Source organism: Pseudomonas sp. CFBP 8771, from assembly GCF_014841695.1.
Lineage (GTDB): Bacteria > Pseudomonadota > Gammaproteobacteria > Pseudomonadales > Pseudomonadaceae > Aquipseudomonas > Aquipseudomonas baltica.
The window spans coordinates 439,943-466,662 of record NZ_JACYUJ010000002.1 but is presented as its reverse complement, the minus strand read 5'-3'; the positions used below and the strand labels follow the sequence as shown (position 1 = coordinate 466,662).

Sequence of the window (26,720 nt, the reverse complement as noted above, 5' to 3'; positions counted from 1 at the left end):
CGTGCGACTCACCTGCCTATTTCGCGGCCCCGGTAAATCGATGGTACGTTTCGCCAATGGATCAATCTTGGGCGGCACGTGTCTGCAATGCTATAGTTCGCCGCTTGTTCGGCCTGTCCGCGCCAAGTGTCTTCGGTCAGAAGATGAGCGTCCGAGGGTAAGGTTGCACTGCAAGGAGTTTAAATGAGTGCCGATAGCGCCTACGCGGTCGAGCTGAAAGGGGTTTCCTTCAAGCGCGGTGCGCGGAGCATTTTCAACGACGTCGATATCCGCATTCCTCGCGGCAAGGTCACCGGTATCATGGGGCCTTCAGGTAGCGGCAAGACCACGCTCCTGCGTTTGATGGGCGCGCAACTGCGGCCCAGCGGCGGCGAAGTGTGGGTCAATGGCCAGAACCTGCCCAAACTCTCGCGCAGCGATCTGTTCGATGCGCGCAAGCACATGGGCGTGCTGTTCCAGAGCGGCGCGCTGTTCACCGACCTGGACGTGTTCGAAAACGTGGCCTTCCCGCTGCGCGTGCACACCGACCTGCCCGAAGACATGATCCGCGACATCGTTCTGATGAAGTTGCAGGCCGTTGGCCTGCGCGGTGCCATCGAACTGATGCCGGACGAACTGTCCGGCGGCATGAAGCGCCGGGTCGCGCTGGCCCGCGCCATCGCCATGGACCCGCAGATATTGATGTACGACGAGCCGTTCGTCGGTCAGGACCCGATCGCCATGGGCGTACTGGTGCGGCTGATCCGCCTGCTCAACGACGCCCTGGGTATCACCAGCATCGTGGTGTCCCACGACCTGGCGGAAACCGCGAGCATCGCCGACTACATCTATGTCGTAGGTGATGGCCAGGTGCTTGGTCATGGCACGCCAGAAGCCTTGATGGGGTCGGACAATCCGCGCGTCCGCCAATTCATGAAGGGCGATCCCGACGGCCCCGTGCCTTTTCATTTTTCCGCGCCCGACTACCGCGCCGATCTGCTGGGGAAGCGTTGATGCGCAAGAAATCAATCATGGAGCGCGTGCGCCTGTTTGGCCGCTCGGCCATCGACATGGTCGGCATCCTGGGTCGTTCCGGGCTGTTCCTCGGCCACGCGCTGGTGGGCCGCGGCGGCATCGGTGGCGGCTTCCAGCTGCTGATCAAGCAATTGTATTCAGTGGGCGTCATGTCCCTGCTGATCATCGTCGTGTCCGGCGTGTTCATCGGCATGGTGCTGGCGCTGCAGGGCTTCAGCATTCTGGCCAAGTACGGGTCGGAGCAGGCGGTCGGGCAAATGGTCGCGCTGACATTGCTGCGTGAACTCGGACCTGTGGTCACCGCTCTATTGTTCGCCGGTCGTGCAGGTTCTGCATTGACGGCCGAGATCGGCAACATGAAGTCGACCGAGCAGTTGTCGAGCCTGGAGATGATCGGCGTCGACCCGCTCAAGTACATCGTTGCGCCAAGGCTGTGGGCCGGTTTCATTTCCCTGCCGTTGCTGGCGATGATTTTCAGCGTCGTCGGTATCTGGGGTGGATCCTGGGTCGCCGTCGATTGGCTGGGCGTCTATGAAGGATCGTTCTGGGCCAACATGCAGAACAGCGTGAGCTTCACCGATGACGTGCTCAACGGTGTGATCAAGAGCCTGGTATTCGCTTTCGTCGTCACCTGGATCGCCGTGTTCCAGGGTTATGACTGTGAACCCACGTCCGAGGGCATCAGCCGCGCTACCACCAAGACCGTGGTCTACGCGTCGCTGGCCGTCCTGGGCCTGGACTTTATTCTGACCGCCCTGATGTTTGGAGATTTCTGATGCAAAACCGATCAATGGAAGTCGGAGTCGGCCTGTTTCTTCTGGCCGGCATCCTGGCTTTGCTGCTGTTGGCCTTGCGTGTCAGTGGTCTGTCCACCAGCGCGAACACCGAGAGCTACAAACTTTATGCCTATTTCGACAATATCGCCGGTTTGACTGTCAGAGCCAAGGTGACCATGGCCGGTGTGACCATCGGCAAGGTCACGGCCATCGATCTGGATCGCGACACCTTCACCGGCCGGGTGACCCTGCAACTGGACAAGAAAGTGGACAACCTGCCCACCGACTCCACTGCTTCCATCCTGACCGCGGGCCTGCTGGGCGAGAAGTACATCGGTATCAGCGTGGGTGGCGAGGAAGCCTTGCTCACCGACGGCGGTACCATCCACGACACCCAGTCGTCCCTGGTGCTCGAAGACCTGATCGGCAAGTTCCTGCTCAATACAGTCAGCAAAGATGCCAAATAAGGAGTTATCCATGTTTTCGATCATGCGACGCAGCCTGCTGGTTCTGGTGGCTATGCTACCGATGTGGGCCAACGCAGCCCCTGCGGTGTCCGCACATCAGGTGGTACAGGGCGTCACCGACCGGCTGCTGTCGGATCTGGAAAAGAACCGCGAAACCTACCGCAGCAACCCTCAGGCTTTCTACGACGCGTTGAATTCCATCGTCGGTCCAGTCGTCGATGCCGAAGGCATATCGCGCAGCATCATGACCGTGAAGTACGCGAACCGGGCAACACCGGCGCAGAAAACGCGTTTCCAGGAAAATTTCAAGCGCAGCCTGATGCAGTTCTATGGCAACGCGTTGCTCGAATACAACAACCAGGGCATCACCGTTGGCCCGGCCAAGGATGAAAGTGGCACCCGTACCAGCGTCGACATGCAGGTCAAGGGCACTGGCGGAGCGGTGTATCCGGTTTCCTACACCCTGGAAAACCTGAACAACGAGTGGAAGGTGCGTAACGTCATCATCAATGGCATCAACATCGGCAAGCTGTTCCGCGACCAGTTCGCCGACAGCATGCAGCGCAACGGCAACGACCTGGACAAGACCATCGACGGTTGGGCGGGCGAAGTCGCCAAGGCCAAGGAAGTCACCGACAAAGCTGCTCCGACGAGCGCCCAGTGATGGATCAGGCTCGCGTCGAACTGGCCGGCGACCAGCTCCGCCTGGCCGGCGTGCTGGACTACCGCTCCGGCGCCGCCCTGCGCAAGCAGGGGCAGGCATTGATCCAGTCCAGCCCGGCCACGGCGCTGGTCATCGACTGCACTGCGGTCGAGAAATCCAGCAGCGTCGGCTTGTCCCTGCTGCTGGGCTTCATGCGCGATGCCGAGGCGGCCGGCAAGACCGTGCGGGTCCAGGCACTGCCCCACGATATGCGTCAGATCGCTCAGGTCACCGGCATGAGCGAATTCTTTTCACAGATTTGAGCGGCCCTCATCGAGGTCCTCTGGCCTGATCCCGTCGATACGGGGTTCGCAGTCGGGGGGCTTTTTTGTATGATGGCCGACCCGCGCGCACAGGGCGCCGATCGAGGTTGAGCATGCAGGCTGTAGAAGTGAAGGGTTTCCTTGAATCCAAGCTGCCGGGAGTGCAGGTGGAAGTCGAGGGCGAAGGCTGCAATTTCCAGCTGAACGTGATCAGTGACGAGCTGACCGCGCTTAGCCCGGTCAAGCGCCAGCAACAGATCTATGCTCATTTGAACCCATGGATCGCCGATGGCAGCATCCATGCGATCACCATGAAATTCTTCAGCAGCGCAGCCTGGGCTGAGCGTTCCTGAGCCATTCCGCGTCGAGACTCCAATGGACAAACTGATTATTACTGGCGGCGTTCGCCTTGATGGCGAAATTCGCATTTCCGGAGCGAAGAACTCCGCTCTGCCGATTCTGGCTGCCACCCTGCTGGCCGATGGGCCGGTAACGGTTGCCAACCTGCCGCACCTGCACGACATCACTACCATGATCGAGCTGTTCGGTCGCATGGGCATCGAGCCGGTGATCGACGAGAAGCTGGCGGTCGAGATCGATCCGCGCACCATCAAGACACTGGTTGCACCGTACGAGCTGGTCAAGACCATGCGCGCCTCGATCCTGGTGCTGGGCCCGATGGTCGCTCGCTTCGGCGAAGCGGAAGTGGCGCTGCCCGGTGGTTGCGCGATCGGCTCGCGTCCGGTCGACCTGCACATCCGCGGCCTCGAAGCCATGGGTGCGGTCATCGACGTGGAAGCCGGCTACATCAAGGCCAAGGCGCCTGAAGGTGGCCTGCGCGGCGCCAACTTCTTCTTCGACACGGTCAGTGTGACCGGTACCGAGAACATCATGATGGCCGCAGCCTTGGCCAACGGCCGCAGCGTCCTGCAGAACGCCGCGCGCGAGCCGGAAGTGGTCGATCTGGCCAACTTCATCAATGCCATGGGCGGCAACGTCCAGGGCGCCGGCACCGACACCATCACCATCGATGGTGTGAAGCGCCTGCACTCGGCGACCTACAAGGTCATGCCCGATCGCATCGAGACCGGTACCTACCTGGTGGCCGCCGCCTGCACAGGCGGCCGGGTCAAGGTCAAGGACACCGATCCGACCATTCTCGAAGCGGTGCTGGAAAAGCTTCGCGAGGCGGGCGCCGAGATCACCACCGGCGCCGACTGGATCGAACTGAACATGCATGGCAAGCGGCCCAAGGCGGTCAACGTGCGGACCGCGCCGTACCCGGCGTTCCCCACCGACATGCAGGCGCAGTTCATTTCGCTCAATGCCATTGCCGAAGGCACTGGCGCGGTCATCGAGACGATCTTCGAAAACCGTTTCATGCACGTCTACGAGATGCACCGCATGGGTGCGCAGATCCAGGTCGAGGGCAACACGGCCATCGTCACCGGCACCGAGAAGCTCAAGGGCGCACCGGTCATGGCGACCGACCTGCGGGCGTCGGCGAGCCTGGTGATTTCGGCGCTTACCGCCGAAGGCGACACCTTGATCGACCGCATCTACCACATCGACCGTGGCTACGAGTGCATCGAAGAAAAACTGCAGATGCTGGGCGCCAAGATCCGTCGCGTACCGGGCTGATGTGTGTGCAGGGCGCAGGGATGCGCCCGGTCGTTGCCAGAAACTTTCCTGTAAGGACTGACGTTTCCCATGTTGACCATTGCGCTGTCCAAAGGCCGCATTCTTGACGATACATTGCCGCTCCTGGCCGAGGCGGGCATCGTGCCCACCGAGAACCCGGACAAGAGCCGCAAGCTGATCATTCCCACGACCCAGGACGATGTACGCCTGCTGATCGTGCGCGCCACCGACGTGCCGACCTACGTCGAGCATGGTGCCGCCGACCTGGGTGTCGCCGGCAAGGACGTCCTGCTCGAATACAGCGGCCAGGGCCTGTACGAGCCCCTCGATCTGCAGATCGCCCAGTGCAAGCTCATGACGGCCGGCGCCATCGGCGCGGCCGAGCCAACCGGTCGGCTGCGTGTGGCCACCAAGTTCGTCAACGTTGCCAAGCGCTACTATGCCGAGCAGGGCCGCCAGGTCGATATCATCAAGCTCTACGGTTCCATGGAACTGGCGCCACTGGTGGGCCTGGCCGACAAGATCATCGACGTGGTCGACACCGGCAATACCCTGCGTGCCAACGGCCTGGAGCCCCAGGAACTGATCGCCCACATCAGCTCCCGGCTGGTGGTGAACAAAGCCTCCATGAAGATGCAGCACGCCCGCATCCAGGCGTTGATCGACACCCTGCGCAAGGCAGTGGAGTCGCGACACCGCGACTGATGCACCTGCGCAGGTCTGCAACCTGCGCCCGTCTATCCGCATCATAGCCAAATAACTCAAGTGCCCATGTGGATCGATTGGTAATCTATCGGCGCTTGAGCAATTGCCATTATTTGAGGCCCGCCATGACCGTTTCCACTGCTATTCGCCGACTCGATGCCACTGATCCGGACTTCGCCCGCCATCTGGACCATCTGTTGAGCTGGGAAAGTGTGTCAGATGACTCGGTCAATCAGCGCGTGCTGGGCATCATCAAGGCCGTGCGCGAGCGGGGCGACGCCGCGCTGGTCGAATTCACCGAGCGCTTCGATGGCCTGCAGGTCGCCTCGATGGCCGACCTGATCCTGCCGCGCGAGCGTCTCGAGCTGGCCCTCACACGCATTACCGATGTGCAGCGCAACGCTCTGGAAACCGCCGCCGAGCGCGTGCGGCTCTACCATGAGAAGCAGAAGCAGGATTCCTGGAGCTACACCGAAGCCGACGGCACGGTGCTCGGCCAGAAGGTCACACCACTGGACCGCGCCGGCCTGTACGTGCCCGGCGGCAAGGCCTCCTATCCGTCATCGGTATTGATGAACGCCATTCCGGCAAAAGTGGCGGGCGTTACCGAGGTTGTCATGGTCGTGCCCACGCCCCGAGGCGAGGTCAACGAGCTGGTGTTGGCAGCGGCCTGCATTGCCGGCGTCGACCGAGTGTTCACTATCGGCGGCGCCCAGGCCGTTGCGGCCCTGGCCTATGGCACCGAAAGCGTGCCGCGCGTGGACAAGGTCGTGGGCCCCGGCAATATCTACGTGGCGACTGCCAAACGCCATGTGTTCGGCCAGGTCGGTATCGACATGATCGCTGGCCCCTCGGAAATTCTGGTGGTCTGCGACGGTGGCACCGATCCGGACTGGATCGCCATGGACCTGTTCTCCCAGGCCGAACATGACGAAGACGCCCAGGCCATTCTGGTCAGCCCCGATGCCGAGTTCCTCGACAAGGTCGCGGCCAGTATCGACAAGTTGCTACCGACCATGGAACGCGCCGAGATCATCAATACCTCGATCAATGGCCGGGGTGCGCTGATCAAGGTCCGCGACATGCAGCAGGCGATCGAGGTAGCCAACCGAATTGCCCCGGAACACCTGGAGTTGTCGGTCGAAGACCCGCAGGCCTGGCTGCCGCAGATCCGCCATGCGGGTGCCATCTTCATGGGGCGTCACACCAGCGAAGCGCTGGGCGACTACTGCGCCGGCCCCAACCACGTGCTGCCGACTTCGGGCACCGCGCGTTTTTCGTCGCCCCTGGGTGTCTACGATTTCCAGAAGCGTTCGTCGATCATCTTCTGCTCGGAGCAGGGCGCTTCCGAGCTGGGCAAGACCGCTTCCGTGCTGGCTCGCGGCGAGTCCCTGAGCGCACACGCCCGCAGCGCCGAATACCGTATCCAACCCGATCTGGCAAAAGGGGAATGAGCATGAGCAGATTCTGGAGTCCCTTCGTCAAGAACCTGGTGCCCTATGTGCCCGGCGAGCAGCCCAAGGTTGCCAACCTGGTCAAGCTCAACACCAACGAGAACCCCTACGGCCCATCGCCCAAGGCGATCGAGGCCATGCGCGCCGAGCTGGGTGACGCCCTGCGTTTGTACCCGGATCCCAACAGCGACCTGCTCAAGCAAGCCGTGGCGGACTATTACGGGGTGCAACCCAACCAGGTGTTCCTGGGCAACGGCTCGGACGAAGTGCTGGCGCACATCTTCCACGGCCTGTTCCAGCATGACCAGCCGCTGTTGTTCCCGGACATCAGCTACAGCTTCTATCCGGTCTATTGCGGCTTGTACGGTATTCCCTTCGAGGCCGTGCCGCTCGATGAGCAGTTCCAGATCCGCGCGCAGGACTATGCCAGGCCCAACGCCGGGATCATCTTCCCCAACCCGAACGCTCCCACTGGCTGCCTGTTGCCGCTCGCAGCGGTCGAGCAGATCGTCAAGGCCAGCCCGGATTCGGTGGTGGTGGTGGATGAGGCCTACGTCGATTTTGGCGGTGAAACCGCGATCACCCTGGTCGACCGCTATCCGAATCTGCTGGTCACCCAGACCGTCTCCAAATCCCGTTCGCTGGCAGGCCTGCGGGTAGGCCTCGCGGTCGGCCACCCGGACCTGATCGAAGCGTTGGAGCGCATCAAGAACAGCTTCAACTCCTATCCGATCGACCGAGTGGCGGTCGCCGGCGCCGCCGCAGCGTTTGCCGACAAGGCCTACTTCGAAGACACCTGCGCCAAGGTGATCGCCAGTCGCGAAAAACTGGTGCAAGGGCTGAATGAACATGGATTCGAGGTACTGCCCTCGGCAGCCAACTTCATCTTCGCCCGCCACCCCGAACAGGACGCTGCAGCCATCGCCACCCGCTTGCGCGAAAAGGGCGTGATCGTGCGCCATTTCAAGCAGGAACGCATCGCGCAATTCCTGCGCATCAGCATCGGTACTTCGGAACAGAACCAGGCGTTGCTGGACGCCCTGTGAGCAAGAAGATAAAAGCGGCTGGGCTGAACAAGCCGCTATACCGGCAGACTTTCCTGGTCGGTTAGGCTGCCGGTATAGGGCGCGGGACAGCAGGATAAGTTGTCAGCCGGCTAATGCTTCGCACAAGACCTGAGTGCTGCCGGCAGTGTGTTCATCGCCTAGCGTTTTTTCAAGGAGAATGACCCGAAACGGATACGAGGCCCCGTAAGTGTGATTGACAAGGTGTTCTGAGTAGCCGTGAAGGGTATTGGCGCTATCGACTCACTGGACGTGATATCTGTGTTGGGGACCCCACCACTGCCCGATATCGCGCCGAAGGCGAAGTTTTCCTCCTCGCCTATAGGATTGATGAACGGCATCACCGTATAGGTAATCACGTAATGACTGCCAGGTTCGATGCGAGTGACCAACTGGCTGACGCGTTGGCCGTTGGCCAGTTGCACGCCGCCGTGCTGCCACTCGCCCCCTCCTCTCCAGTCCGTATTCGGACGCTCGAAGTGGCTATCCTTGATGAGTTCGTCGGGATTGGGAAAGTCATCGACGAGGCTGGGACTCCAGAACTGTACAGGGGTGCTTGCTTCAGAGCTGATTACGACTTCCAGATGAGTCGTCGCCGGTTGGGTTACATGTTCGAGCTCGTATACGAACGCGCCTGTCCTCAGGTAGAAGCTTGCCACCTCTATATCGTTTTCCTTGATGACGACACGGCCGACTTCAGCCACTGCTTGGGTAGCCTTTGATGAGCTATTTAACGCCAAGGCAATCATTCTGAACGTGTACTGTTTGGCTCTCGCTTCTATGGTCACTCCCTGCCTGATGCTGGCCTGATTGACCAGAATCGCGCCAGGCGGTGAAGAGGTGCAGTTGGCGGGGTCCCCTTTGTCGTCCGTGATCCAGTGGGTGAAACCTTGTTCGAACTCTGCGTTCTGTAACAGATTTCCTGGCAGCGCCAGAGGTGTGGTCGTAGGCGTTATGTTAGTCATGATCCATTTTCTCCGTGTGTGTGGCAAGAAAACAGGCTAGCTACGATTGCATGTTCCTGGGTAACTATCTTTTTACAAGCAAAACAGGAGTGATCTTGTATTTTCAGACCGCAGTGGGCTTTTCGCTAAACGCCGGGCGGCCAAGATAATTATCAGGTGAGCGTAAAAATCATGAGTATGACGGTCGATACTTCTGCGCGAATAAAAACTTCGAGCGTGTATAGGTGTGTTACATCTGATAGAAATGACGTGACCGAGCTTGCATGCGATAGCCAACCGCCATCCGTTTTTCACTACATCCCTACTTCTCCTCCTTCTTCACCGCCGCCGGCCTCGGCGGGAGGCGCAGGCCCACTTCGGCATTGAGGGTGAGTTCCATGCCTTGCGCATCATCTGGATCAGGATCACCACGATCTGGTTGGCGCTAGCTGTCGTTGCCCCTATACCTCCTCAAAAAAGGAGTGGACATAGGGGCGGCAACGCGGGTCTCAGCGGTCCGCTTTAATCTGACACCTATCTCCATCCAATCCCAAAGCCGGGATGTCTCTTCCTTGTCCCTAGCCGTGATGCGTAGGTAAGGTACCTGCACGTTCGCATCAGGAAACAATTCAAAATTCCTCTTTGAGCCTGTGTTGTGCAAGCTGCACAACTTCTTGAGCGCTTTGCGGAGCACATCCAATCGATATACAACATCAAGAATCGCTGGGTCTCACATTCACCGCTGAGCAGTGTAAGTTTGCTCGATGCACGGTAGAGCAACTTTTGAAGGCGGGTGTGCTTGAATGCATCGCTAAGGAAGATGCTGTGGAGATATTCAGGAGGCAAGATTTTTATTCTGTTACACAAGAAGTCTATGAGAATTTAAAAGCGTTCGCGTCGAAAGATCCAGGTTCTCAGCGTGATCTTGAGTTTGTAGCGAAAAATTACACCTCTTATGCGGCAGTGTTGCACTATCGATTGGCCAATTAAGTTTATGAACTGTCTTGGGTTCGGTTGGGAATGATACGATGATTGGAGCACATTGCCTTATCTCTGAGGATGTCCCAGCTCAACATCGTGCAACCCTCAATGGTACCGAGAATGTCGTAAAGTCGATAAGGCCCAGTGCTCGCTCGTGAGTTGGCGGCGATACAATCAGAAAAGCTATATGTAAAATTATAAAAAGGAAAATTTATGATCTTTGATAGGCTTCCTCTAAAGACATATCTTTATTTCATAGCCCAGTCTGTCAATCTAACGGCCGCAGTCATGTCGGTGACGATGGCTGCCGTGATAGGCGCTCAACTCGCTCCATCGCCGGAGTGGTCAACTTTACCCTACGGCATGTAGTTCCTGTCTTTGATGTTAGCAACCTATCCAGCATCAAAATTCATGAGCGTCTATGGCCGGCGGGCCGGTTTTCATTTAGGCAGTTTGGCACTGGCGGTGTCCGGTATCACTGGCCTTTATGCCCTACAGACGGGTAGCTTTTATGGGGTCGTGGTTTCTCATGCAGCATTAGGGGGCTACATTGCTTTCGCAAACTTCAATCGATTTGCCGCAACCGACGGGCTCAGTGCCGCACTGAAGGCCAAGGCTATTTCCTTGGTCGTTGCCGGGGGGGTTGTTGCAGCCTTCATTGGTCCATGGGTGGCGACATTGCTTCGTTCGGTGGGTGACTTCAGCGACTTTGCCCTGTGCTACGGTTTTTTTGTGCTACTGGCGGTCATATTCGCCGCCGTCAATCAGGTGACGCCAATAGCTGAAATGACAGATTCAGCCAATAGCGCAATACCCGTGCCGCTTCGAAATAGTTCTAACTGGGATCTGGCGCTGCCTATCACTGTTGCGGCAGTGGGGTATGGGTTCATGAACCTGCTCATGATTCAAGCCTCTTTACAGATGGCGGCTATGCACACGCATTTTCAGCTCATCGGTGTAGCTATTCAGTGGCACGTGTTTGCTATGTTTGCGCCTTCATTCATCACTGGATATCTGATTGCCCGAATGGGTGTCAATCGGTTGGTTTTGCTAGGGCTAGTGCTACTGTCAACATCAGCTATGATTAATTTATTTTACCTGTCACAAGCTTCCATATTGATCGCATTGGTTGTTTTAGGGGTGGGTTGGAATTTTACCTATGTAGCAGGAGGCGCGATGCTCGCCCTTCGACTTGAAGGCAAAAAAGAGGCTATCAAAGTCCAAGGTATCAATGACCTGATTATCGCCATCATGGCGACTGCTGGAGCGTTTCTTCCTGGCATGTTGCTCGTAAGTGTAGGGTGGAGCGGTACCAACGCTGGCGTAGCGATTCTAACATTGGCCCTGATCACTTATTTCATTACTGCCATACGTCGAGCCGCGGCCAAGATGCAGGTGATAAAATGACGCTCAGCCATAGTTTGAATATGTGTCCAGGGCTTCTCATGAAGCTGGAGATGAATAATCTGGGAGGGAGCCACAAATATGCCAAGCGAGGGATTCACATCGGTAACAGCTCGGCGCTTGCACTGCAAGATTGACCTTAGGGGCACTCTCGTTGCTTGCATCGCGTATGACGGTGGCTATTGGTATTCAGATATAACAGCCAAATTTTGCAGTCTGCCAATGTAGAGATTTATAAGCTTTCATTGCTAGACCTCATGCTGCCCCAAGCAGTGTCTGTTTCATGTATCAAATAGGAAAGCCGCTGCTGGTTCGACTTTCCCTTCGGCAGGCGAAGATCCGTATTGAACGGGTCTCGTCCTTCAACCCGGTCTTTCAGAGAGAGGGTTGGAGGTAGGGGCCAAGTAAACACGGTTCTTTACCTCACCCCACAACCTTACTTCTCCTCCTTCTTCACCGCCGCCGGCGCTGGTGGGGGGCGCAGGCCCACTTCGGCGTTGAGGGTGAGTTCCTTGCCCTTGCGCATCACCTGGATGGCGATCCGGTCGCCGGGCTTGGTGCGGGCGACTTGGTTCATCGAGCGGCGACCATCGCCGGCCGGCTCGCCATTGATGCTGAGGATGACATCGCCCAACTGCAGGCCGGCCTTGTGGGCCGGGCCGCCTTGAAACACTCCGGCGACGACGATGCCTGGCCGATCCTTGATGCCGAACGACTCCGCCAGCTCCTCGGTCATCGGTTGTACTTCGATGCCCAACCAGCCGCGGATCACCTGGCCATGTTCGATGATCGACTTCATCACCTCCAGCGCCAGCTTGGTCGGGATTGCGAAGCCGATGCCTTGCGAGCCGCCGGACTTGGAGAAGATGGCCGTGTTGATACCGGTCAGGTTGCCGTTGGCATCCACCAGCGCGCCGCCGGAGTTGCCGGGGTTGATCGCCGCATCGGTCTGGATGAAGTCTTCGTAGGTATTGAGGCCCAGCTGGTTGCGGCCGGTGGCGCTGATGATGCCCATGGTCACGGTCTGGCCGACGCCGAACGGGTTGCCGATGGCCAAGGCGACGTCGCCGATACGGATGCCGTCGGAGCGGCCGATGGTGATTGCCGGAACGTTCTTCAGATCGATCTTGAGCACCGCCAGGTCGGTTTCCGGATCGCTGCCGATTACCCGTGCCAGGGTTTCCCGGCCGTCTTTCAGGGCCACCACGATCTGGTCGGCGCCAGCTGTCACATGGTTGTTGGTGAGCAGGTAGCCTTCGGGGCTCATGATCACCGCCGAGCCCAGGCTCGACTCCCAACGCCGCTGCTTGGGCAGGTTGTCGCCGAAGAAACGCCGGAACTGTGGATCTTCGAACAGCGGGTGGGCCCCTTTGTTGACCGCCTTGGTGGTGTACAGGTTGGCCACGGCGGGCGCTGCGATGGCTACGGCGTCGGCGTAGGACACCGGGCCCTGGATGACGCTGGCGCTTTGCGGCGCCTGCTGCAGGTTGACGTCCTGGCTGGGCAGGCCGACCCATTGCGGAAAGCGCAGGATCACCAGCAGGGCGATCAATATGCCGGTCAACAGTGGCCAACCGAAGAAGCGCAAGGCCTTGAACATGGGAACGATCCTGAAGGGTAGCGGGGGGCTGTTTCTTCGGCGCGCAGGGGCGCCATAATGGCCGGCATTATACGGGCGCTCGCGCCGCGCTGAACTGCCTTTGTGGAGACTTTCATGGCTGTGGCACTGAACACGTTGGTCGAAGAAGCCGACCGTTACCTGAGCAGCACGAAGATCCAGGATTACTGCCCCAATGGCTTGCAGGTGGAAGGTCGCCCGCAGGTTATGCGCATCGTCAGTGGCGTGACGGCTAGCCAGGCGTTGCTCGATGCCGCGGTGGACGCCAGGGCCGATCTGGTGCTGGTGCACCATGGTTATTTCTGGAAGGGCGAGAACCCCTGCGTGGTCGGCATGAAACAGCGGCGCCTGAAGACCTTGCTCAAACACGATATCAGCTTGCTGGCTTACCACCTGCCGCTGGATCTGCACGCCGAAGTGGGCAACAACGTGCAGCTGGCGCGGCAGTTGGAAATCACCGTGGAAGGGCCGCTGGATCCGGCGGACAGCCGGGTCGTGGGGCTGATCGGTTCATTGCCCGAGCCCATGCATCCGCGCGACTTCGCCCGTCGCGTGCAGGAAGTGCTGGGCCGCGAACCATTGCTGATCGAAGGCAGCGAAAAGATTCGTCGCGTCGGCTGGTGCACCGGCGGCGGCCAGGGTTACATCGACCGGGCGATCGCGGCCGGTGTGGACCTGTTCATCAGCGGCGAGGCCTCCGAACAGACCGTTCACAGTGCCCACGAGAACGACATCAGCTTCATCGCCGCCGGCCATCACGCCACCGAACGCTACGGTGTGCAGGCGCTGGGTGAGTACCTGGCGCGGCGCTTCGCGCTCGAGCATGTGTTCATCGACTGCCCCAATCCTGTCTGATCGGTGGACGGTGGTGCCTGATTCGCGGGCTGAGCCTGCTCCCACAGTGATCCGAGTGATCTCGTGGGAGCACTGCCTGTGGGATCGAGGCGGCCGGCGAGCCTGTGCGCGCCAAACACGAAACCCTCCAAACCACGAGGTATATTGATATACCCCTTCGATCTAACCACTCCCGATGACCAAACCGGACGCCGTGTTAAAGTGCCCGGCTCGAACACGGCCCGCAGGCCGTCCATAAAGACTGTATTCCGTGAGTAGCCATGGTCGACAAACTGACGCATCTGAAACAGCTGGAGGCGGAAAGCATCCACATCATTCGTGAGGTGGCCGCTGAGTTCGATAACCCGGTGATGTTGTATTCCATCGGCAAGGACTCGGCCGTGATGCTGCATCTGGCGCGCAAGGCCTTCTTCCCCGGCAAGCTGCCGTTCCCGGTGATGCACGTCGACACTCAGTGGAAGTTCCAGGAGATGTACAAGTTCCGCGACCGCATGGTCGAGGAGCTGGGCCTGGACCTGCTGGTACACGTCAATCCCGAAGGCGTGGCGCAGGGCATCAACCCCTTCACCCACGGCAGTTCCAAGCACACCGACATCATGAAGACCCAGGGCCTCAAGCAGGCGCTGGACAAGTATGGCTTCGACGCCGCCTTCGGCGGTGCGCGCCGTGACGAAGAGAAGTCGCGGGCCAAGGAGCGGGTCTACTCGTTCCGTGACAGCAAGCATCGCTGGGACCCGAAGAACCAGCGTCCGGAGTTGTGGAACGTCTACAACGGCAAGGTCAACAAGGGCGAATCGATCCGCGTATTCCCCTTGTCGAACTGGACCGAGCTCGACATCTGGCAGTACATCTACCTGGAAGGCATCCCGATCGTGCCGCTGTACTTCGCCGCCGAACGCGAAGTGATCGAGAAGAACGGCACGCTGATCATGATCGACGACGAGCGCATTCTCGAGCACCTCAGCGAGGAAGAGAAGGCCAGCATCGTCAAGAAGAAAGTGCGTTTCCGTACCCTTGGCTGCTACCCGTTGACGGGCGCGGTGGAGTCCGAGGCGCAGAGCCTCACCGACATCATTCAGGAAATGCTCCTGACGCGAACGTCCGAGCGCCAGGGCCGTGTCATCGATCATGATGGCGCCGGTTCCATGGAAGACAAGAAACGTCAGGGCTATTTCTAGAGCAGGGTCAGAACATGTCGCACCAATCCGAATTGATCAGCGAGGACATCCTCGCCTACCTTGCTCAGCACGAACGCAAGGAACTGCTGCGCTTCCTTACCTGCGGCAACGTCGACGACGGCAAGAGCACCCTGATCGGGCGCCTGCTGCACGACTCCAAGATGATCTACGAAGATCATCTGGAAGCCATCACCCGCGACTCGAAGAAATCCGGCACCACGGGTGAAGAAGTCGACCTGGCGTTGCTGGTCGACGGCCTGCAGGCCGAGCGCGAGCAGGGCATCACCATCGATGTCGCCTACCGTTACTTTTCCACGGCCAAGCGCAAGTTCATCATTGCCGACACCCCGGGCCACGAGCAGTACACGCGCAACATGGCCACCGGCGCGTCCACCTGCGACCTGGCGATCATCCTGGTCGATGCCCGCTACGGTGTGCAGACCCAGACCCGTCGACACAGCTACATCGCGTCCCTGCTGGGCATCAAGCACATCGTCGTGGCCATCAACAAGATGGACCTAAAGGGCTTCGATGAGGGCGTGTTCGAGCAGATCAAGGCCGACTACCTGAAGTTCGCCGAGGCCATCAGCCTGCAGCCAACCACATTGGCCTTCGTGCCGATGTCGGCGCTCAAGGGCGACAACGTGGTCAACCGCAGCGAGCAGTCGCCGTGGTATACCGGCCAGACGCTGATGGAAATCCTCGAAACCGTGGAAGTCGCGGCCGATCGCAACTTCGACGACCTGCGCTTCCCGGTGCAGTACGTCAACCGGCCGAACCTGAACTTCCGCGGCTTCGCCGGTACCCTGGCCAGCGGTATCGTGCACAAGGGCGATGAAGTGGTCGTCCTGCCGTCGGGCAAAAGCAGCCGGGTGAAGTCCATCGTCACCTTCGAAGGTGAGCTGGAACACGCCGGCCCTGGCCAGGCGGTCACCCTGACCATGGAAGACGAGATCGACATCTCTCGCGGCGATCTGCTGGTGCATGCCGCCAATGTGCCGACCGTCTCCGACAGCTTCGAGGCCATGCTGGTATGGATGGCCGAAGAACCGATGTTGCCCGGCAAGAAATACGACATCAAGCGGGCCACCAGCTACGTGCCGGGCTCGATCGCCAGCATCGTCCACAAGGTCGACGTGAACACCCTGGCCGAAGGGCCGGGCAGCGCGCTGCAGCTCAACGAAATCGGCAAGGTGAAGGTGTCGCTGGACAGCGCCATCGCTCTGGACGGTTACGACAGCAACCGCACCACCGGTGCGTTCATCATCATCGACCGTCTCACCAACGGCACCGTCGGCGCCGGCATGATCATCGCGCCGGCCGCCGTCAGCCAGGGTGGCAAGGTTCATGGTCGCTCCGCCCATGTGACCACCGACGAGCGCGCCCAGCGCTTCGGCCAGCAACCGGCGACCGTGCTGTTCAGCGGTCTTTCGGGTGCGGGCAAGAGCACCTTGGCCTACGCCGTGGAACGCAGACTGTTCGACATGGGCCGTGCGGTATTCGTGCTCGATGGGCAGAACCTGCGACATGACCTGAACAAGGGCCTGCCACAGGACCGCGCCGGGCGCACCGAGAACTGGCGCCGTGCCGCTCACGTGGCGCGGCAGTTCAACGAAGCGGGCCTGGTGACTCTGGCCGCCTTCGTTGCGCCGGACGCCGCCGGCCGCGAGCAGGCACGCGACCTGATCGGTGCCGATCGGCTGGTGACCGTCTACGTCCAGGCCTCGCCTCTGGTCTGCCGCGAACGCGATCCACAGGGCCTGTACGCCGCCGACCAGGACAACATCCCCGGCGAGTCCTTCCCGTATGACGTGCCGCTGAATGCCGATCTGGTGATCGACACCCAGGCCTCGTCGGTGGATGAAGGGGTCAAGCAGGTGCTGGAGCTGCTGCGCAGCCGCGGCGCGATCTAAGCCCTCGGCCTTCTGGAACCGCAGGAGCGGACAGCGTCCGCTCCTGCATCCGGGTTCCGGTCTTTTCAGCCTGCCTTATCTGTCTACCACCCTTCGAGGCCAAGGGTAGCGCCTGCTAGGCGCTCATTTGTCTCGAAGGACCGACCCATGCTTGAACTCCTTTCCCTGAGTGGCGAAGTGGCCAAGGCTGCGCCACTGGCCAGCAGCGTGAGCAAACATTTCTGCTCTCGGCCCACCCTGCGCCAGGTCGCCAGCAATATCCTCGCCAGCGAGCTGTCGGCGCGATACCCCGACCTGGCACTGGACGTCGACCGCCTGCAGCTGCTCGAACCGCTGGCCACCCAGGCCAGGCCCAATGCCCCCGCTGTGCATGAGGCCCAGCGCTACCGTCGGCTGGCGCTGATTGATGTGCTGATCGACCGTTACATCCATACCCAGCAGCTCCGGCTGATTCAAGGCTATCACCTGCTCGCACATGAGCCGCTGGGCTCGCCCCCGTCGGCCCTGCCGGTGGCCCTGGTGCAGGTGCAGGGCATCGTCAACGAGTGGGGCCCGCAGATCATTACCACCTACAGCCAGGCACTGTGCGATTACTGGGACCAGGTCCAGGCAGACGGCAGCGATCGCTGGCATTGGCTGGCCTTGGCGCTGCAGTCGCGTCTGAAGGCCAGTATCGAGCGGGACAAAGCTGCCGGACGCCTGGACAGCGAGCAACTGGCGGCGGCCTCGTTGCTGGCGGCGATGCCCACCGCCAGCCTGCGCGCCAGGCATGAAGGTGACCCGATTCAGGCCAGCCTGATCCGCGTGCATGCGACGGGTGCCGGCCTGCAGCGGGAAGCCGAGCTGACCCACGCGCTGGTCATCCGCCGTCGCCTCGGCCTGCAGGGGCGCGAGGTCGTGCTGCTCTACACCCCCGTCAATGGCTTGGAGGGCTTTGCCAACCTGCAGGCGCTGGCGGATGCCTTCGCGGGTCACATGGGCCGCGAATTCACCGGCTCGGCTTTGGAATTGGCCCTGTATACACCTGATGGCGATATCTTCGAAGCGCAGGCACAGGCGATTCTCGAGCAGCAACTCAATGCCTTGCAGACCCTGGGCGTCTATTGCCAGCAACAACGCCTGGGCACTCGAGCGCTGACGGAGGGCTGCGAAAGCATCACCAGCCTGTTCGAGCTCGACACAGCCCAGGAACGCGCCCGGCTCCAGGCGCTTCACAGTGCACTGCCGCAGTGGCTCCGAGCTGCCAGTCTGACCCAGCGTCGCGCGTTCTCCCTGTACCTAGCGGCGTTGGCGATGGTGCGCGATGAGCAGAAAGGCGCATCGTTCCTCGATGCCATACCCACGCTTGAATCCTTTGCCCGGACGACCCTGGTCGAACAGATGGAAGCCGACCATCCCGGCCAGCCGCTGGCCGACCTCGACGACGTTCAAGTGCACATTCTCACCGTGCCCAATGCGCAATTGAGTCTGGTCAATGCCGGCGACATGGCCCTGGAAGATCAACAGATCAGCCTCGCCGAACTGGCTCTGTTCAACCTGTCGGGCCGCCCCCGCGGGCACCTGCTGATCAAGCCGCGCGCGGGTGCGTTGCTGCCGGACTGGGTCGATACCGCCACCATCGAAGCCCTGGTAACCCGCGCCGATGTGGGCGGGCGTTACCTGAAGCTGCTGAATCGGCAACTGCTCGAAGACCCCGTGCAGGCCCCACGTCGCCAGGAGCTGTTCACCCGGCAACTGGCCTATCAGTTGCCGTTGCTGGCGTTGGAGAACACCATCCGCGGTCAGCACGGCTTTACCGAACGTGGATGGCTGTATGTCGAACAGGTCATGAATGGCTTGGGTGACCTGGATGTCGACGGGCATCGTATCGGCCTTCGCAGCCTGGGTTTCCTGCCGGCACCGGGCATGAACGTCGATGTCGTGTGCAACATGTATGTATTCGGCGCATTGGACGGCAGCGGGGTGCAGGTGCTCTACCGACCCTTGTTCAAACCTTGCTTGAGCCAATACACCAGCGCTGCCGCGCTCATGGCCGCGATCAGCGAACCGGGCGATCTGCAGCGCAGCGTACTGGACTGGTTGGGCGAGGGCGCTCGTGCGCGCTATGCCAGCGGCGGCTTTCGCGAGCCGCATCTGCTGCGTTTCGCGCAGGGTTCGGATTTCGCCCCGATCAGCACGCCGGCCCCTGCAGCGCTGCAACTCACAGACATCGCCCCACCGTTGCTCGAGCACCTGTACCGCAGCAACGTACAGGCTTTGATCAACGTCGCGGACCGTCGATCGGTGTCCAGCGAGGAAAGTCGCTGGATCGGGTTTCAGGCGCTCGGCTGGACGCTGTTCAACGCCTTGTTGCCGGTCCTCCCCGGACCGCTGGCCACGGCGGGCTGGCTGGTGCAGGCGATGGCCGCGACGAACGTCACGCTGATTGCGCAGGCTGCGGGGGATTCTGCCGCGGTCGATGATCAGATGTTCGACCTGCTGTTCAACATCGCCCTGGTCCTGCTGGCCCATGACGCTGGCCAGACGCCGACCGGTCGAGGTTTCGGCCAGCCTGCGGCAGGCCGGCAGAACACTGCGCCGGTCCGCAGTACCTGGGCGGCACCGCGCGATGCCATCGCCCACTCCGAAGGCACGCTGAGCTTTTCCTGGACGAGTGCGCAACATCGGCTCGGCACTGATCAGATCAAGGCTCTGGCGGCCTATCGCACCACACCGGGGCCAAGCATGACGCCGCCATTGGCGCACGGTCGCTATCAAGGCCTGCAGTTGGACGGCGAGCGTTGGTTGCTGGCCCTGGACGGCCACTTCTATGAGGTGGCTGCCGACGAAGACCAGTTGCGCATAGTCGACGGCAAACGCCCGCAGCGCCCGGGGCCCTGGCTGGCGCGAGACGAAGTGGGACGCTGGCGCCTGGACCTGCGCTTGCGTTTGCGCGGCGGCGGGCCCAAGCGTCGCATCGCGGCCTTGCGTGCCAGCAACCAGGCGCTGATGGTGTCCTACAACGCTGAAGTCGTGGCTTTCAACCAGCAGCGTGCAGGCTTGCACCAACGTGTCGACCGGGTGCTCGGCAAGCTTGGACGTGCCATGCAGGCCGGGGACAGCGAACGTCTGACCGGTCTGCGCGAGGCCCTGAGCGAGGCCACCGAAAGCTACCTCGGGGCCTTGCGCACGGTGCTGCGTGCCAGCAAGAAACTCAGTGAACTGGACCCCTATGCCGATCGTTCGAAGGAGCAGGCCGGGGCGCTGTTCCAACTGTGTGAACTGGCCCAGGAGGAGATCGTCAATCTGCGCTACAAGAGCATCGCGTATCGGGACCAGGCCGACCGGCTGCCGGCGACACTCGACGCCTCGGATCTCGATACCGCGCAGTCCGCCGCGTTCTTCGACTTCGTGGCCGACAGCACCGAGGTGATGGATAAACAGATACAGCTGAGCAAGGAGCTGGCCGATTGGAAACGCCAGCTTCAGCGTATGCCCCTCGAAGGCGAGGCCGCCCTGAAAAAGCTCAAGGTGGACTGGATACAGGAGTTGTCGATACAGCGCTGGATCGGTCTGCTGGTCGACGGTCTGGCACTGACCTGCATCCGCAAGATCCCTGCGTTGCAGGAAGCCGAGCGGATCATGGAGTCGGTGGCCGGGCCCGTGCGGTTGGCCGCGCAAACCCATGCAGCCCTCGAGGAGAGCGCCAGCTACAACCTCAATGACCGCGTCGAAGTGCTCAACAGCCTGGACTTGCAGTATGAAGCGGCCCAGCAGGCACTGACCCTGCATGGCGAGCTGCTGGGAGAGCAGTTGCATCGTCCGGCGTTCGACCGCCTGACCGCGCTGATCGCCGAGCTGCGCGACGATGCGCAGGCGTCGCTGGTGCCATTGGTTCGCGAGCAGCTCAGGATGACCCGCAAGCAGCGCCAGCAGGTGCGCCACAAAAACCTGTACATGACCCACCGTCGAGGCTTGGTGGTCGGCCAGCGACGGCCCAAGCTCAAACCCTCGGACAGCGACATCATCGATGTCATCGATCCAATCGAGAAAAAGGTCGTCGCCTCCTTCGGCAAGGATCTGGCCGAAGGCAACTGGCGTCAGCTTGATGTGGCGCCTGCACCCCGGCCACGTGCAGTGGCGACGTCGGTCAATGCCGCGGTTCGTCGCGGCAACCGGTTGCTGCAGGGCGCCGACAGTGCGCTGAAGCAAGCCTGGAAACAGGCCGAAAAAGACTACCTGCCGGGCGAGGTCGAAGATCAACTCACCCTCTATGCTCGCCAGCTTGACGACAGCGCCGACGCCGTCGAGCAGCAGCTCACCCGGCACAATGCGGTAGACCAGGCCACCAGCCAGCACGCGTCGGCCCATGGCCGCGCCCAGTTGTTCCGCGACAAGGCCGGGCAACTCGTCAAGGACGGCAGGCTGATTCGTATCCACATGATCAAGCGCCAGGCGCCCACGGCTGCGCGGGTCGACTACCTCTACCGCGAGCAGGCCGTGCGCATCAGTCGCGTGGGCGGGCGCAGCAAGCTCAAGCGCTCGTCGGGTTTCCTCGAGGAATACCTGATTGCCGACACCACGGGAACGCCGTTGTGGTACGCGCATTTTCACTACCGAGAGCTCCGCACGCCCCGCGATCAATACACCACTGCGCATCTGAAAACCGTGGAGCAGCGCTTCGATGGCGTGGAACGGCAGAAGGCCGATGAAGCTGCCGGACGCGAGGTGATCGGCATTCTGCGTAGGGAGATCAAGGCGCCTTGCGACGAGGTGTACCTGAGCCTGTAGGAGCATGAGGCCCTGCAGCGGGCATAAAAAAAGCGGGACCTGAAAACAGGGCCCGCTTCTTGATCGGCGCCAGTGAAACCTACTTGCGCTTCAACCCATACTGCTCGTCCAGCATGCCAGGCGAGTTCGCTGCCTTGGGTGCGTAGTCGCGAGGCGGCTCGGCGTCGCGTGGTGGCGTGAGGCGCTCGCGGTGAGGCTGCGGGGCGTCCGAGTGCAGGGCGGCCAGCAGGCGCTGACGGGTCAGCTCGTCCAGGGCCAGACGGTCGGCGCCTTCGGCCAGGTGATCCTGCACTTCCTGATAGCTCTGGGTCAGTTTCTTGACCAGGATCGCGGTGCTGTTGAAGTGGGTGACCACTTCGTTCTGATAGGTGTCGAAACGTTCCTGGATGTCATCGAGCTGACGCTGCGTGCCATTGGGTACGGCGCGAGGCGCCAGGCGTGCGACGGCAAAACCGATGACCACACCGACCACCAGGGCCAGGGTCGGCAACAACCAAACTAAGAGCGAGAGTTCCACGAGTCCTTCCTCTATAAACGGCTTTGCTTTACGTTAACGGCTCGGACCTGCGCTGTATACCGCGCGCTTGCGCAAATTCGCAGGACGCAATCTTTCCAGCTAGACGAGTCGACCCTTCTTGAGGTCACGGAGTTCATCACTTGCTCATCCGCGAAACCGCAGTTTTCATCGACGGCCCCTCGGGCTCACTCGAAGCGTTGTACCTCGACACCGCCGATGCCACCGGCATCGCGTTGATCTGCCACCCCAATCCGGTACAGGGCGGGACCATGCTCAACAAGGTGGTGTCCACCTTGCAACGCACCGCGCGCGACGTCGGCCTGTCGACCCTGCGCTTCAACTACCGGGGCGTGGGCGCCAGCGCAGGCAGCCATGACATGGGCACGGGGGAGGTCGACGATGCCCAGGCCGTGGCTGCCTGGCTGCGAGCGAAACACCCCGAGCTGCCGCTGACGATTCTGGGCTTTTCATTTGGCGGTTTCGTTGCAGCCACCCTGGCAGGTCGTCTGGAAGCCCAGGGCGAGGCGGTGAAGCATCTGTTCATGGTCGCTCCTGCGGTGATGCGGATGACTGAAAGCCTGCCGCAACAGGCCACGTTGACCGTGATCCAGCCGGACGCCGACGAAGTGGTCGATCCGCAGCTGGTCTACGACTGGTCCGACAACCTCGATCGCCCCCATGAGCTGCTGAAAGTGGCAGAATGCGGGCACTTTTTTCACGGCAAGCTGACCGACCTCAAGGATCTGCTGCTGCCGCGCCTTTCGAACTGATGCCTGTCCACGGCCCCTGAACAAGAACCGACCCATGACCACTCGTATCCTGACCGGTATCACCACCACTGGCACGCCTCACCTGGGCAACTACGCCGGGGCCATTCGCCCGGCGATCGTTGCCAGTCGGCAGAGTGACGCCGACTCGTTCTATTTCCTGGCCGACTACCACGCCCTGATCAAATGCGATGACCCGCTGCGCATTCAGCGTTCGCGTCTGGAAATCGCCGCCACCTGGCTGGCGTCGGGCCTGGACGTGGAACGAGTGACCTTCTACCGGCAGTCCGATATTCCGGAAATCCCCGAGCTGACCTGGTTGTTGACCTGCGTTGCTGCCAAGGGCCTGCTCAACCGTGCCCACGCCTACAAGGCCTCGGTCGACCACAACGTCGCCGCCGGGGAAGACCCGGATGCCGGCATTTCCATGGGTTTGTACAGCTATCCGGTGCTGATGGCCGCCGACATCCTGATGTTCAACGCGCACAAGGTGCCGGTCGGTCGCGACCAGATCCAGCACGTGGAAATGGCCCGCGACATCGGCCAGCGCTTCAACCATTTGTTCGGCAAGGGCCGCGAGTTCTTCGTCATGCCCCAGGCCTTGATCGAGGAAAGCGTCGCCACCTTGCCGGGCCTGGACGGGCGCAAGATGTCCAAGAGCTACGACAACACCATTCCGTTGTTCACCAGCGCCAGGGACATGAAGGATGCGATCTCGCGCATCGTCACCGACTCGCGCGCCCCAGGCGAGGCGAAGGATCCGGACAACTCGCACCTGTTTACTCTGTTTCAGGCGTTCGCCACGCCCGAGCAGAGCGCCGAGTTCCATGCCGCGCTGCGTGAAGGGCTGGGCTGGGGCGAAGCCAAGGCGCGTCTGTTCAGCCTGCTCGATGCCGAGCTGGGCGAAGCGCGCGAACGCTATCACCACTTCATCGAACGCCCGGCCGAACTGGAGGACATTCTCCTGGCGGGCGCTGCGAAAGCGCGTGCCGTCGCCACGCCGTTCCTGGGTGAGCTGCGTGAAGCGGTGGGGCTGCGCTCTTTCCGCGAGCAGGTCCAGGTAACCACGGCTGGCAAGAAAAAAGCCGCCAAGACCGCACGTTTCGTCAGCTTTCGTGACGACGATGGCAGCTTCCGCTTCCGCCTGCTCGATGCCGGCGGCGAACAACTGCTGCTGTCGCGCAGCTTCCCCGACGGCAAGGCAGCCGGTCAGGTCAGCAAGCAACTGCAACAAGGTAATGAACTGGACATCCGCAGCGATGCCGAAAGCTTCACGCTGTGGCTGGACGACACCTGCGTGGCCGACGGCCCGTCGTTCACCACGGCAGAAGCGCGCGATACCGCCGTCCAGGCGTTGCGCCAGGCGCTGCAACCTCAAGGGGAGTGATGCGACACGCTGTCGCAAAGCTCATTGCCATTATCCTGGGCCGTCGCTACAGTGACGGCCCGTTTTTGTTGCCTTGCTAACGAATATGACGCCCCTAGAACGATACCAAGCCGATCTCAAACGTCCCGAATTCTTCCACGACGCCGCCCAGGAAAATGCCGTCCGCCACCTGCAGCGTCTGTACGACGATCTGGTCGCTGCCGGCACCAGCAAGCCAGGCGTGTTCGGCAAGCTGTTCGGCAAGAAGGAACCCAAGCTGGTCAAGGGGATTTACTTCTGGGGCGGCGTTGGCCGTGGCAAGACCTACCTGGTCGACACCTTCTTCGATGCCTTGCCGTTCGAGCAGAAGGTGCGCACGCACTTTCACCGTTTCATGAAGCGCGTGCACGAGGAACTGAAAACCCTCAAGGACGTGAAAAACCCGCTGACGGTCATCGCCAAGCGCTTCTCCGACGAGGCGCGGGTGATCTGCTTCGATGAATTCTTCGTTTCCGACATCACCGATGCAATGATTCTCGGCACCCTGATGGAAGAGCTGTTCAAGAACGGCGTGACGCTGGTGGCGACTTCCAACATCGTGCCCGATGGCTTGTACAAGGATGGCCTGCAGCGAGCGCGTTTCCTGCCGGCGATCGCGCTGATCAAGGAGCATACCGAGATCGTCAACGTCGACAGCGGCGTCGACTATCGCCTGCGCCACCTGGAACAGGCCGAGCTGTTCCATTCGCCGCTCGATGAGGCGGCTCAGGCCAGCATGCGCGAAAGCTTCAAGGCGCTGACGCACAACAGCACCAAGGTGGTCGAGAACGATCCCTTGATGATCGAGAACCGCGAGATCCGTGCGCTGCGCACCTGCGATGACGTGGCCTGGTTCGAATTCCGCGAGCTGTGCGATGGCCCGCGTAGCCAGAACGACTACATCGAGTTGGGCAAGATCTTCAACGCCGTGCTGCTCAGCGGTGTCGAGCAGATGAGCGTGACCACCGACGATATCGCTCGCCGCTTCATCAACATGGTCGACGAGTTCTACGATCGCAACGTGAAGCTGATCATCTCGGCCGAAGTGGAACTCAAGGACCTGTACACCGGTGGGCGTTTGAACTTCGAGTTCCAGCGCACCTTGAGCCGACTGTTGGAGATGCAGTCCCACGAGTTCCTGTCGCGCGCGCACAAGCCCTGACATACCGCAGCGTCTGGTTCGCGGCCGCTGACCGCTCCTACAAAATTCCTGCTTGGCACGGACTTGTGTGGGAGCGGTCCGATGTTGCGCCCTTCGCGGCCGCTGACCGCTCCAACAATTCCCGGTAGGAGCGGTCAGCGGCCGCGAAGGGCACGGCGCTGTCGTTCAGGCCTCCTGCATGAACTGCTGGCGATAGCCGTTGGGCGACAGTTCGGTGTGCTGGCGGAACAGCCTGGCGAAGAAACTGGCATCGTCGTAGCCCACCTCGTAGCTGATGGTCTTGACGCTCTTGCGGGTACCCGACAACAGCCCCTTGGCGGTTTCGATGCGCAATCGCTGCAGGTAGTGCAGCGGCTTGTCACCGGTGGCGGCATGGAAGCGACGCATGAAGTTGCGAATGCTCATGCCGCGTTCGCGTGCGACATCTTCGAAGCGGAATTTCTCGGCGAAATGCTCTTCCAGCCATTGCTGTATATGCAGGATCGGCACGTCGCGATGCAGCTTCTGCCCGCCGAAGCCGATGCGTCCAGGTGTATAGCTGCGCTGCACCTCGTACAGGGTATCGCGCGAGACCGCCTGAGCCACGTGGGCGCCACAGAACCGCTCGATCAGGTGAATGTACAGGTCACAGGCCGATACCGGTCCGCCGGCGCAGAACAGGTTGTCGGCGTCGGTCAGGTGCTTGTCCTGATTGAGCCGAACGCTTGGAAAGCGCTGTCTGAATTCCTCGAAGAAACGCCAGTAGGTGGTTGCCTCCTTGCCGTCCAGCAAGCCACTGGCGGCCAGCCAGAACACGCCGCTCGCCTCACCGCACAGCACAGCGCCGCGCGCGTGTTGAGCGCATAGCCAGGGCAGCACTTGGGGGTAGCGCGCGGCAGCGCTGTCGAAGTCGCCCCAGCAGGCAGGCAGGATGATCAGGTCGGCATCTTCGAGGCCACCGTCCACGGGCAGCATGACGTCACTGAAACTGCGCACCGGTAGCGCATCCGGGCTGACCAGGCGTGTCTCGAAGAGGGCGTGGCGTTCCAGGCCCATCTGCTTGCCATAACGCAGGCTGGCCATGTGGAAGAAGTCCTTGGCCTGCATCAGGGTCGAGGCCATGACCTGGTCGGTGGCCAG

22 protein-coding genes and 1 pseudogene are annotated in these 26,720 nt (G+C 61.0%); 19 read left to right on the top strand and 4 right to left on the bottom strand.

What is annotated here, in order from left to right; genetic code table 11:
* The first annotated feature begins 183 nt into the window (after positions 1–183).
* The 10 genes from IFT80_RS06705 to hisC all read left to right on the top strand — a co-directional run bounded on the left by IFT80_RS06705 (position 184) and on the right by hisC (position 8,069).
* A complete protein-coding gene (locus IFT80_RS06705) occupies positions 184–993 on the top strand; it encodes an ATP-binding cassette domain-containing protein (protein WP_122479498.1) in 810 nt (269 codons plus the stop codon).
* Positions 993–1,790: a lipid asymmetry maintenance ABC transporter permease subunit MlaE gene (gene mlaE / locus IFT80_RS06700; protein ID WP_043186730.1), complete on the top strand. Its 798-nt coding sequence runs from the start codon at positions 993–995 to the stop codon at positions 1,788–1,790. The genes IFT80_RS06705 and mlaE overlap by 1 nt, the downstream gene beginning before the upstream one ends.
* Entirely contained in the window at positions 1,790–2,257 is a 468-nt protein-coding gene (gene mlaD / locus IFT80_RS06695; RefSeq protein ID WP_043186734.1) for an outer membrane lipid asymmetry maintenance protein MlaD, read from the top strand. The genes mlaE and mlaD overlap by 1 nt, the downstream gene beginning before the upstream one ends.
* Positions 2,258–2,267: 10 nt before the next feature.
* Positions 2,268–2,921, top strand: coding sequence for an MlaC/ttg2D family ABC transporter substrate-binding protein (locus IFT80_RS06690; RefSeq protein ID WP_192137014.1), 654 nt, complete (start codon positions 2,268–2,270; stop codon positions 2,919–2,921).
* Positions 2,921–3,223 (top strand): STAS domain-containing protein, encoded by a 303-nt coding sequence (locus tag IFT80_RS06685; RefSeq protein WP_185794045.1) that lies wholly within the window; start codon positions 2,921–2,923, stop codon positions 3,221–3,223. The genes IFT80_RS06690 and IFT80_RS06685 overlap by 1 nt, the downstream gene beginning before the upstream one ends.
* Before the next feature lie 113 nt (positions 3,224–3,336).
* The gene (locus IFT80_RS06680) at positions 3,337–3,576 is read left to right on the top strand and encodes a BolA family protein (protein WP_043186744.1); all 240 of its coding nucleotides are present in this window, start codon (positions 3,337–3,339) and stop codon (positions 3,574–3,576) included.
* 22 nt (positions 3,577–3,598) lie between these two features.
* The gene (gene murA / locus IFT80_RS06675; RefSeq protein ID WP_122479496.1) at positions 3,599–4,864 is read left to right on the top strand and encodes a UDP-N-acetylglucosamine 1-carboxyvinyltransferase; all 1,266 of its coding nucleotides are present in this window, start codon (positions 3,599–3,601) and stop codon (positions 4,862–4,864) included.
* A gap of 69 nt (positions 4,865–4,933) precedes the next feature.
* Positions 4,934–5,569: an ATP phosphoribosyltransferase gene (gene hisG, locus IFT80_RS06670; protein ID WP_185794044.1), complete on the top strand. Its 636-nt coding sequence runs from the start codon at positions 4,934–4,936 to the stop codon at positions 5,567–5,569.
* A 125-nt stretch (positions 5,570–5,694) separates the two neighbouring features.
* A complete protein-coding gene (gene hisD / locus IFT80_RS06665) occupies positions 5,695–7,023 on the top strand; it encodes a histidinol dehydrogenase (protein ID WP_192137013.1) in 1,329 nt (442 codons plus the stop codon).
* A 2-nt stretch (positions 7,024–7,025) separates the two neighbouring features.
* Complete coding sequence (gene hisC / locus IFT80_RS06660) at positions 7,026–8,069, top strand: histidinol-phosphate transaminase (protein WP_192137012.1); 1,044 nt, start codon at positions 7,026–7,028, stop codon at positions 8,067–8,069.
* 158 nt (positions 8,070–8,227) lie between these two features.
* On the opposite strand, the gene IFT80_RS06655 is transcribed toward hisC, so the two are convergent.
* Positions 8,228–9,052, bottom strand: coding sequence for a hypothetical protein (locus IFT80_RS06655; RefSeq protein WP_192057676.1), 825 nt, complete (start codon positions 9,050–9,052; stop codon positions 8,228–8,230).
* A gap of 861 nt (positions 9,053–9,913) precedes the next feature.
* Here IFT80_RS06655 and IFT80_RS21850 point away from each other — a divergent pair.
* Together IFT80_RS21850 and IFT80_RS06650 are read left to right on the top strand one after the other, a co-directional pair.
* A pseudogene (locus IFT80_RS21850) lies at positions 9,914–10,018 on the top strand (serine O-acetyltransferase); the annotation flags it as partial.
* A 405-nt stretch (positions 10,019–10,423) separates the two neighbouring features.
* Complete coding sequence (locus IFT80_RS06650; RefSeq protein WP_244652334.1) at positions 10,424–11,419, top strand: MFS transporter; 996 nt, start codon at positions 10,424–10,426, stop codon at positions 11,417–11,419.
* A gap of 433 nt (positions 11,420–11,852) precedes the next feature.
* Here the strand turns inward: IFT80_RS06650 and algW are convergent, their stop codons facing one another.
* Positions 11,853–13,016 (bottom strand): Do family serine endopeptidase AlgW, encoded by a 1,164-nt coding sequence (algW, locus tag IFT80_RS06645; RefSeq protein WP_122479491.1) that lies wholly within the window; start codon positions 13,014–13,016, stop codon positions 11,853–11,855.
* Between the two features lie 114 nt (positions 13,017–13,130).
* Here algW and IFT80_RS06640 point away from each other — a divergent pair, with 114 nt between their 5' ends.
* The 4 genes from IFT80_RS06640 (at position 13,131) to IFT80_RS06625 (ending at position 21,750) form a co-directional block, all read left to right on the top strand.
* Positions 13,131–13,889: a Nif3-like dinuclear metal center hexameric protein gene (locus tag IFT80_RS06640; protein WP_192137011.1), complete on the top strand. Its 759-nt coding sequence runs from the start codon at positions 13,131–13,133 to the stop codon at positions 13,887–13,889.
* 260 nt (positions 13,890–14,149) lie between these two features.
* Complete coding sequence (cysD, locus tag IFT80_RS06635; protein ID WP_122479489.1) at positions 14,150–15,067, top strand: sulfate adenylyltransferase subunit CysD; 918 nt, start codon at positions 14,150–14,152, stop codon at positions 15,065–15,067.
* 14 nt (positions 15,068–15,081) lie between these two features.
* Positions 15,082–16,980, top strand: a complete 1,899-nt coding sequence (cysN, locus tag IFT80_RS06630; RefSeq protein ID WP_192104042.1) for a sulfate adenylyltransferase subunit CysN — start codon at positions 15,082–15,084, stop codon at positions 16,978–16,980.
* Between the two features lie 147 nt (positions 16,981–17,127).
* Positions 17,128–21,750 carry a hypothetical protein gene (locus IFT80_RS06625; protein WP_192137010.1) on the top strand — a complete coding sequence of 1,541 codons (4,623 nt, stop codon included), beginning with the start codon at positions 17,128–17,130 and terminating at the stop codon, positions 21,748–21,750.
* Positions 21,751–21,829: 79 nt separating this feature from the next.
* Here the strand turns inward: IFT80_RS06625 and IFT80_RS06620 are convergent, their stop codons facing one another.
* Entirely contained in the window at positions 21,830–22,267 is a 438-nt protein-coding gene (locus IFT80_RS06620) for a YhcB family protein (protein WP_049860598.1), read from the bottom strand.
* A 140-nt stretch (positions 22,268–22,407) separates the two neighbouring features.
* Here IFT80_RS06620 and IFT80_RS06615 point away from each other — a divergent pair, with 140 nt between their 5' ends.
* From IFT80_RS06615 to zapE, 3 genes are all read left to right on the top strand, one after another.
* Positions 22,408–23,037 (top strand): alpha/beta hydrolase, encoded by a 630-nt coding sequence (locus IFT80_RS06615; RefSeq protein ID WP_122479486.1) that lies wholly within the window; start codon positions 22,408–22,410, stop codon positions 23,035–23,037.
* Positions 23,038–23,071: 34 nt separating this feature from the next.
* Positions 23,072–24,421 (top strand): tryptophan--tRNA ligase, encoded by a 1,350-nt coding sequence (locus tag IFT80_RS06610; RefSeq protein ID WP_192057673.1) that lies wholly within the window; start codon positions 23,072–23,074, stop codon positions 24,419–24,421.
* Positions 24,422–24,506: 85 nt separating this feature from the next.
* Entirely contained in the window at positions 24,507–25,601 is a 1,095-nt protein-coding gene (zapE, locus tag IFT80_RS06605) for a cell division protein ZapE (protein ID WP_122479484.1), read from the top strand.
* Positions 25,602–25,766: 165 nt separating this feature from the next.
* Here zapE and IFT80_RS06600 read toward each other — a convergent pair whose 3' ends face one another.
* Positions 25,767–26,663: a helix-turn-helix domain-containing protein gene (locus IFT80_RS06600; protein ID WP_185794209.1), complete on the bottom strand. Its 897-nt coding sequence runs from the start codon at positions 26,661–26,663 to the stop codon at positions 25,767–25,769.
* Positions 26,664–26,720: the final 57 nt, after the last annotated feature.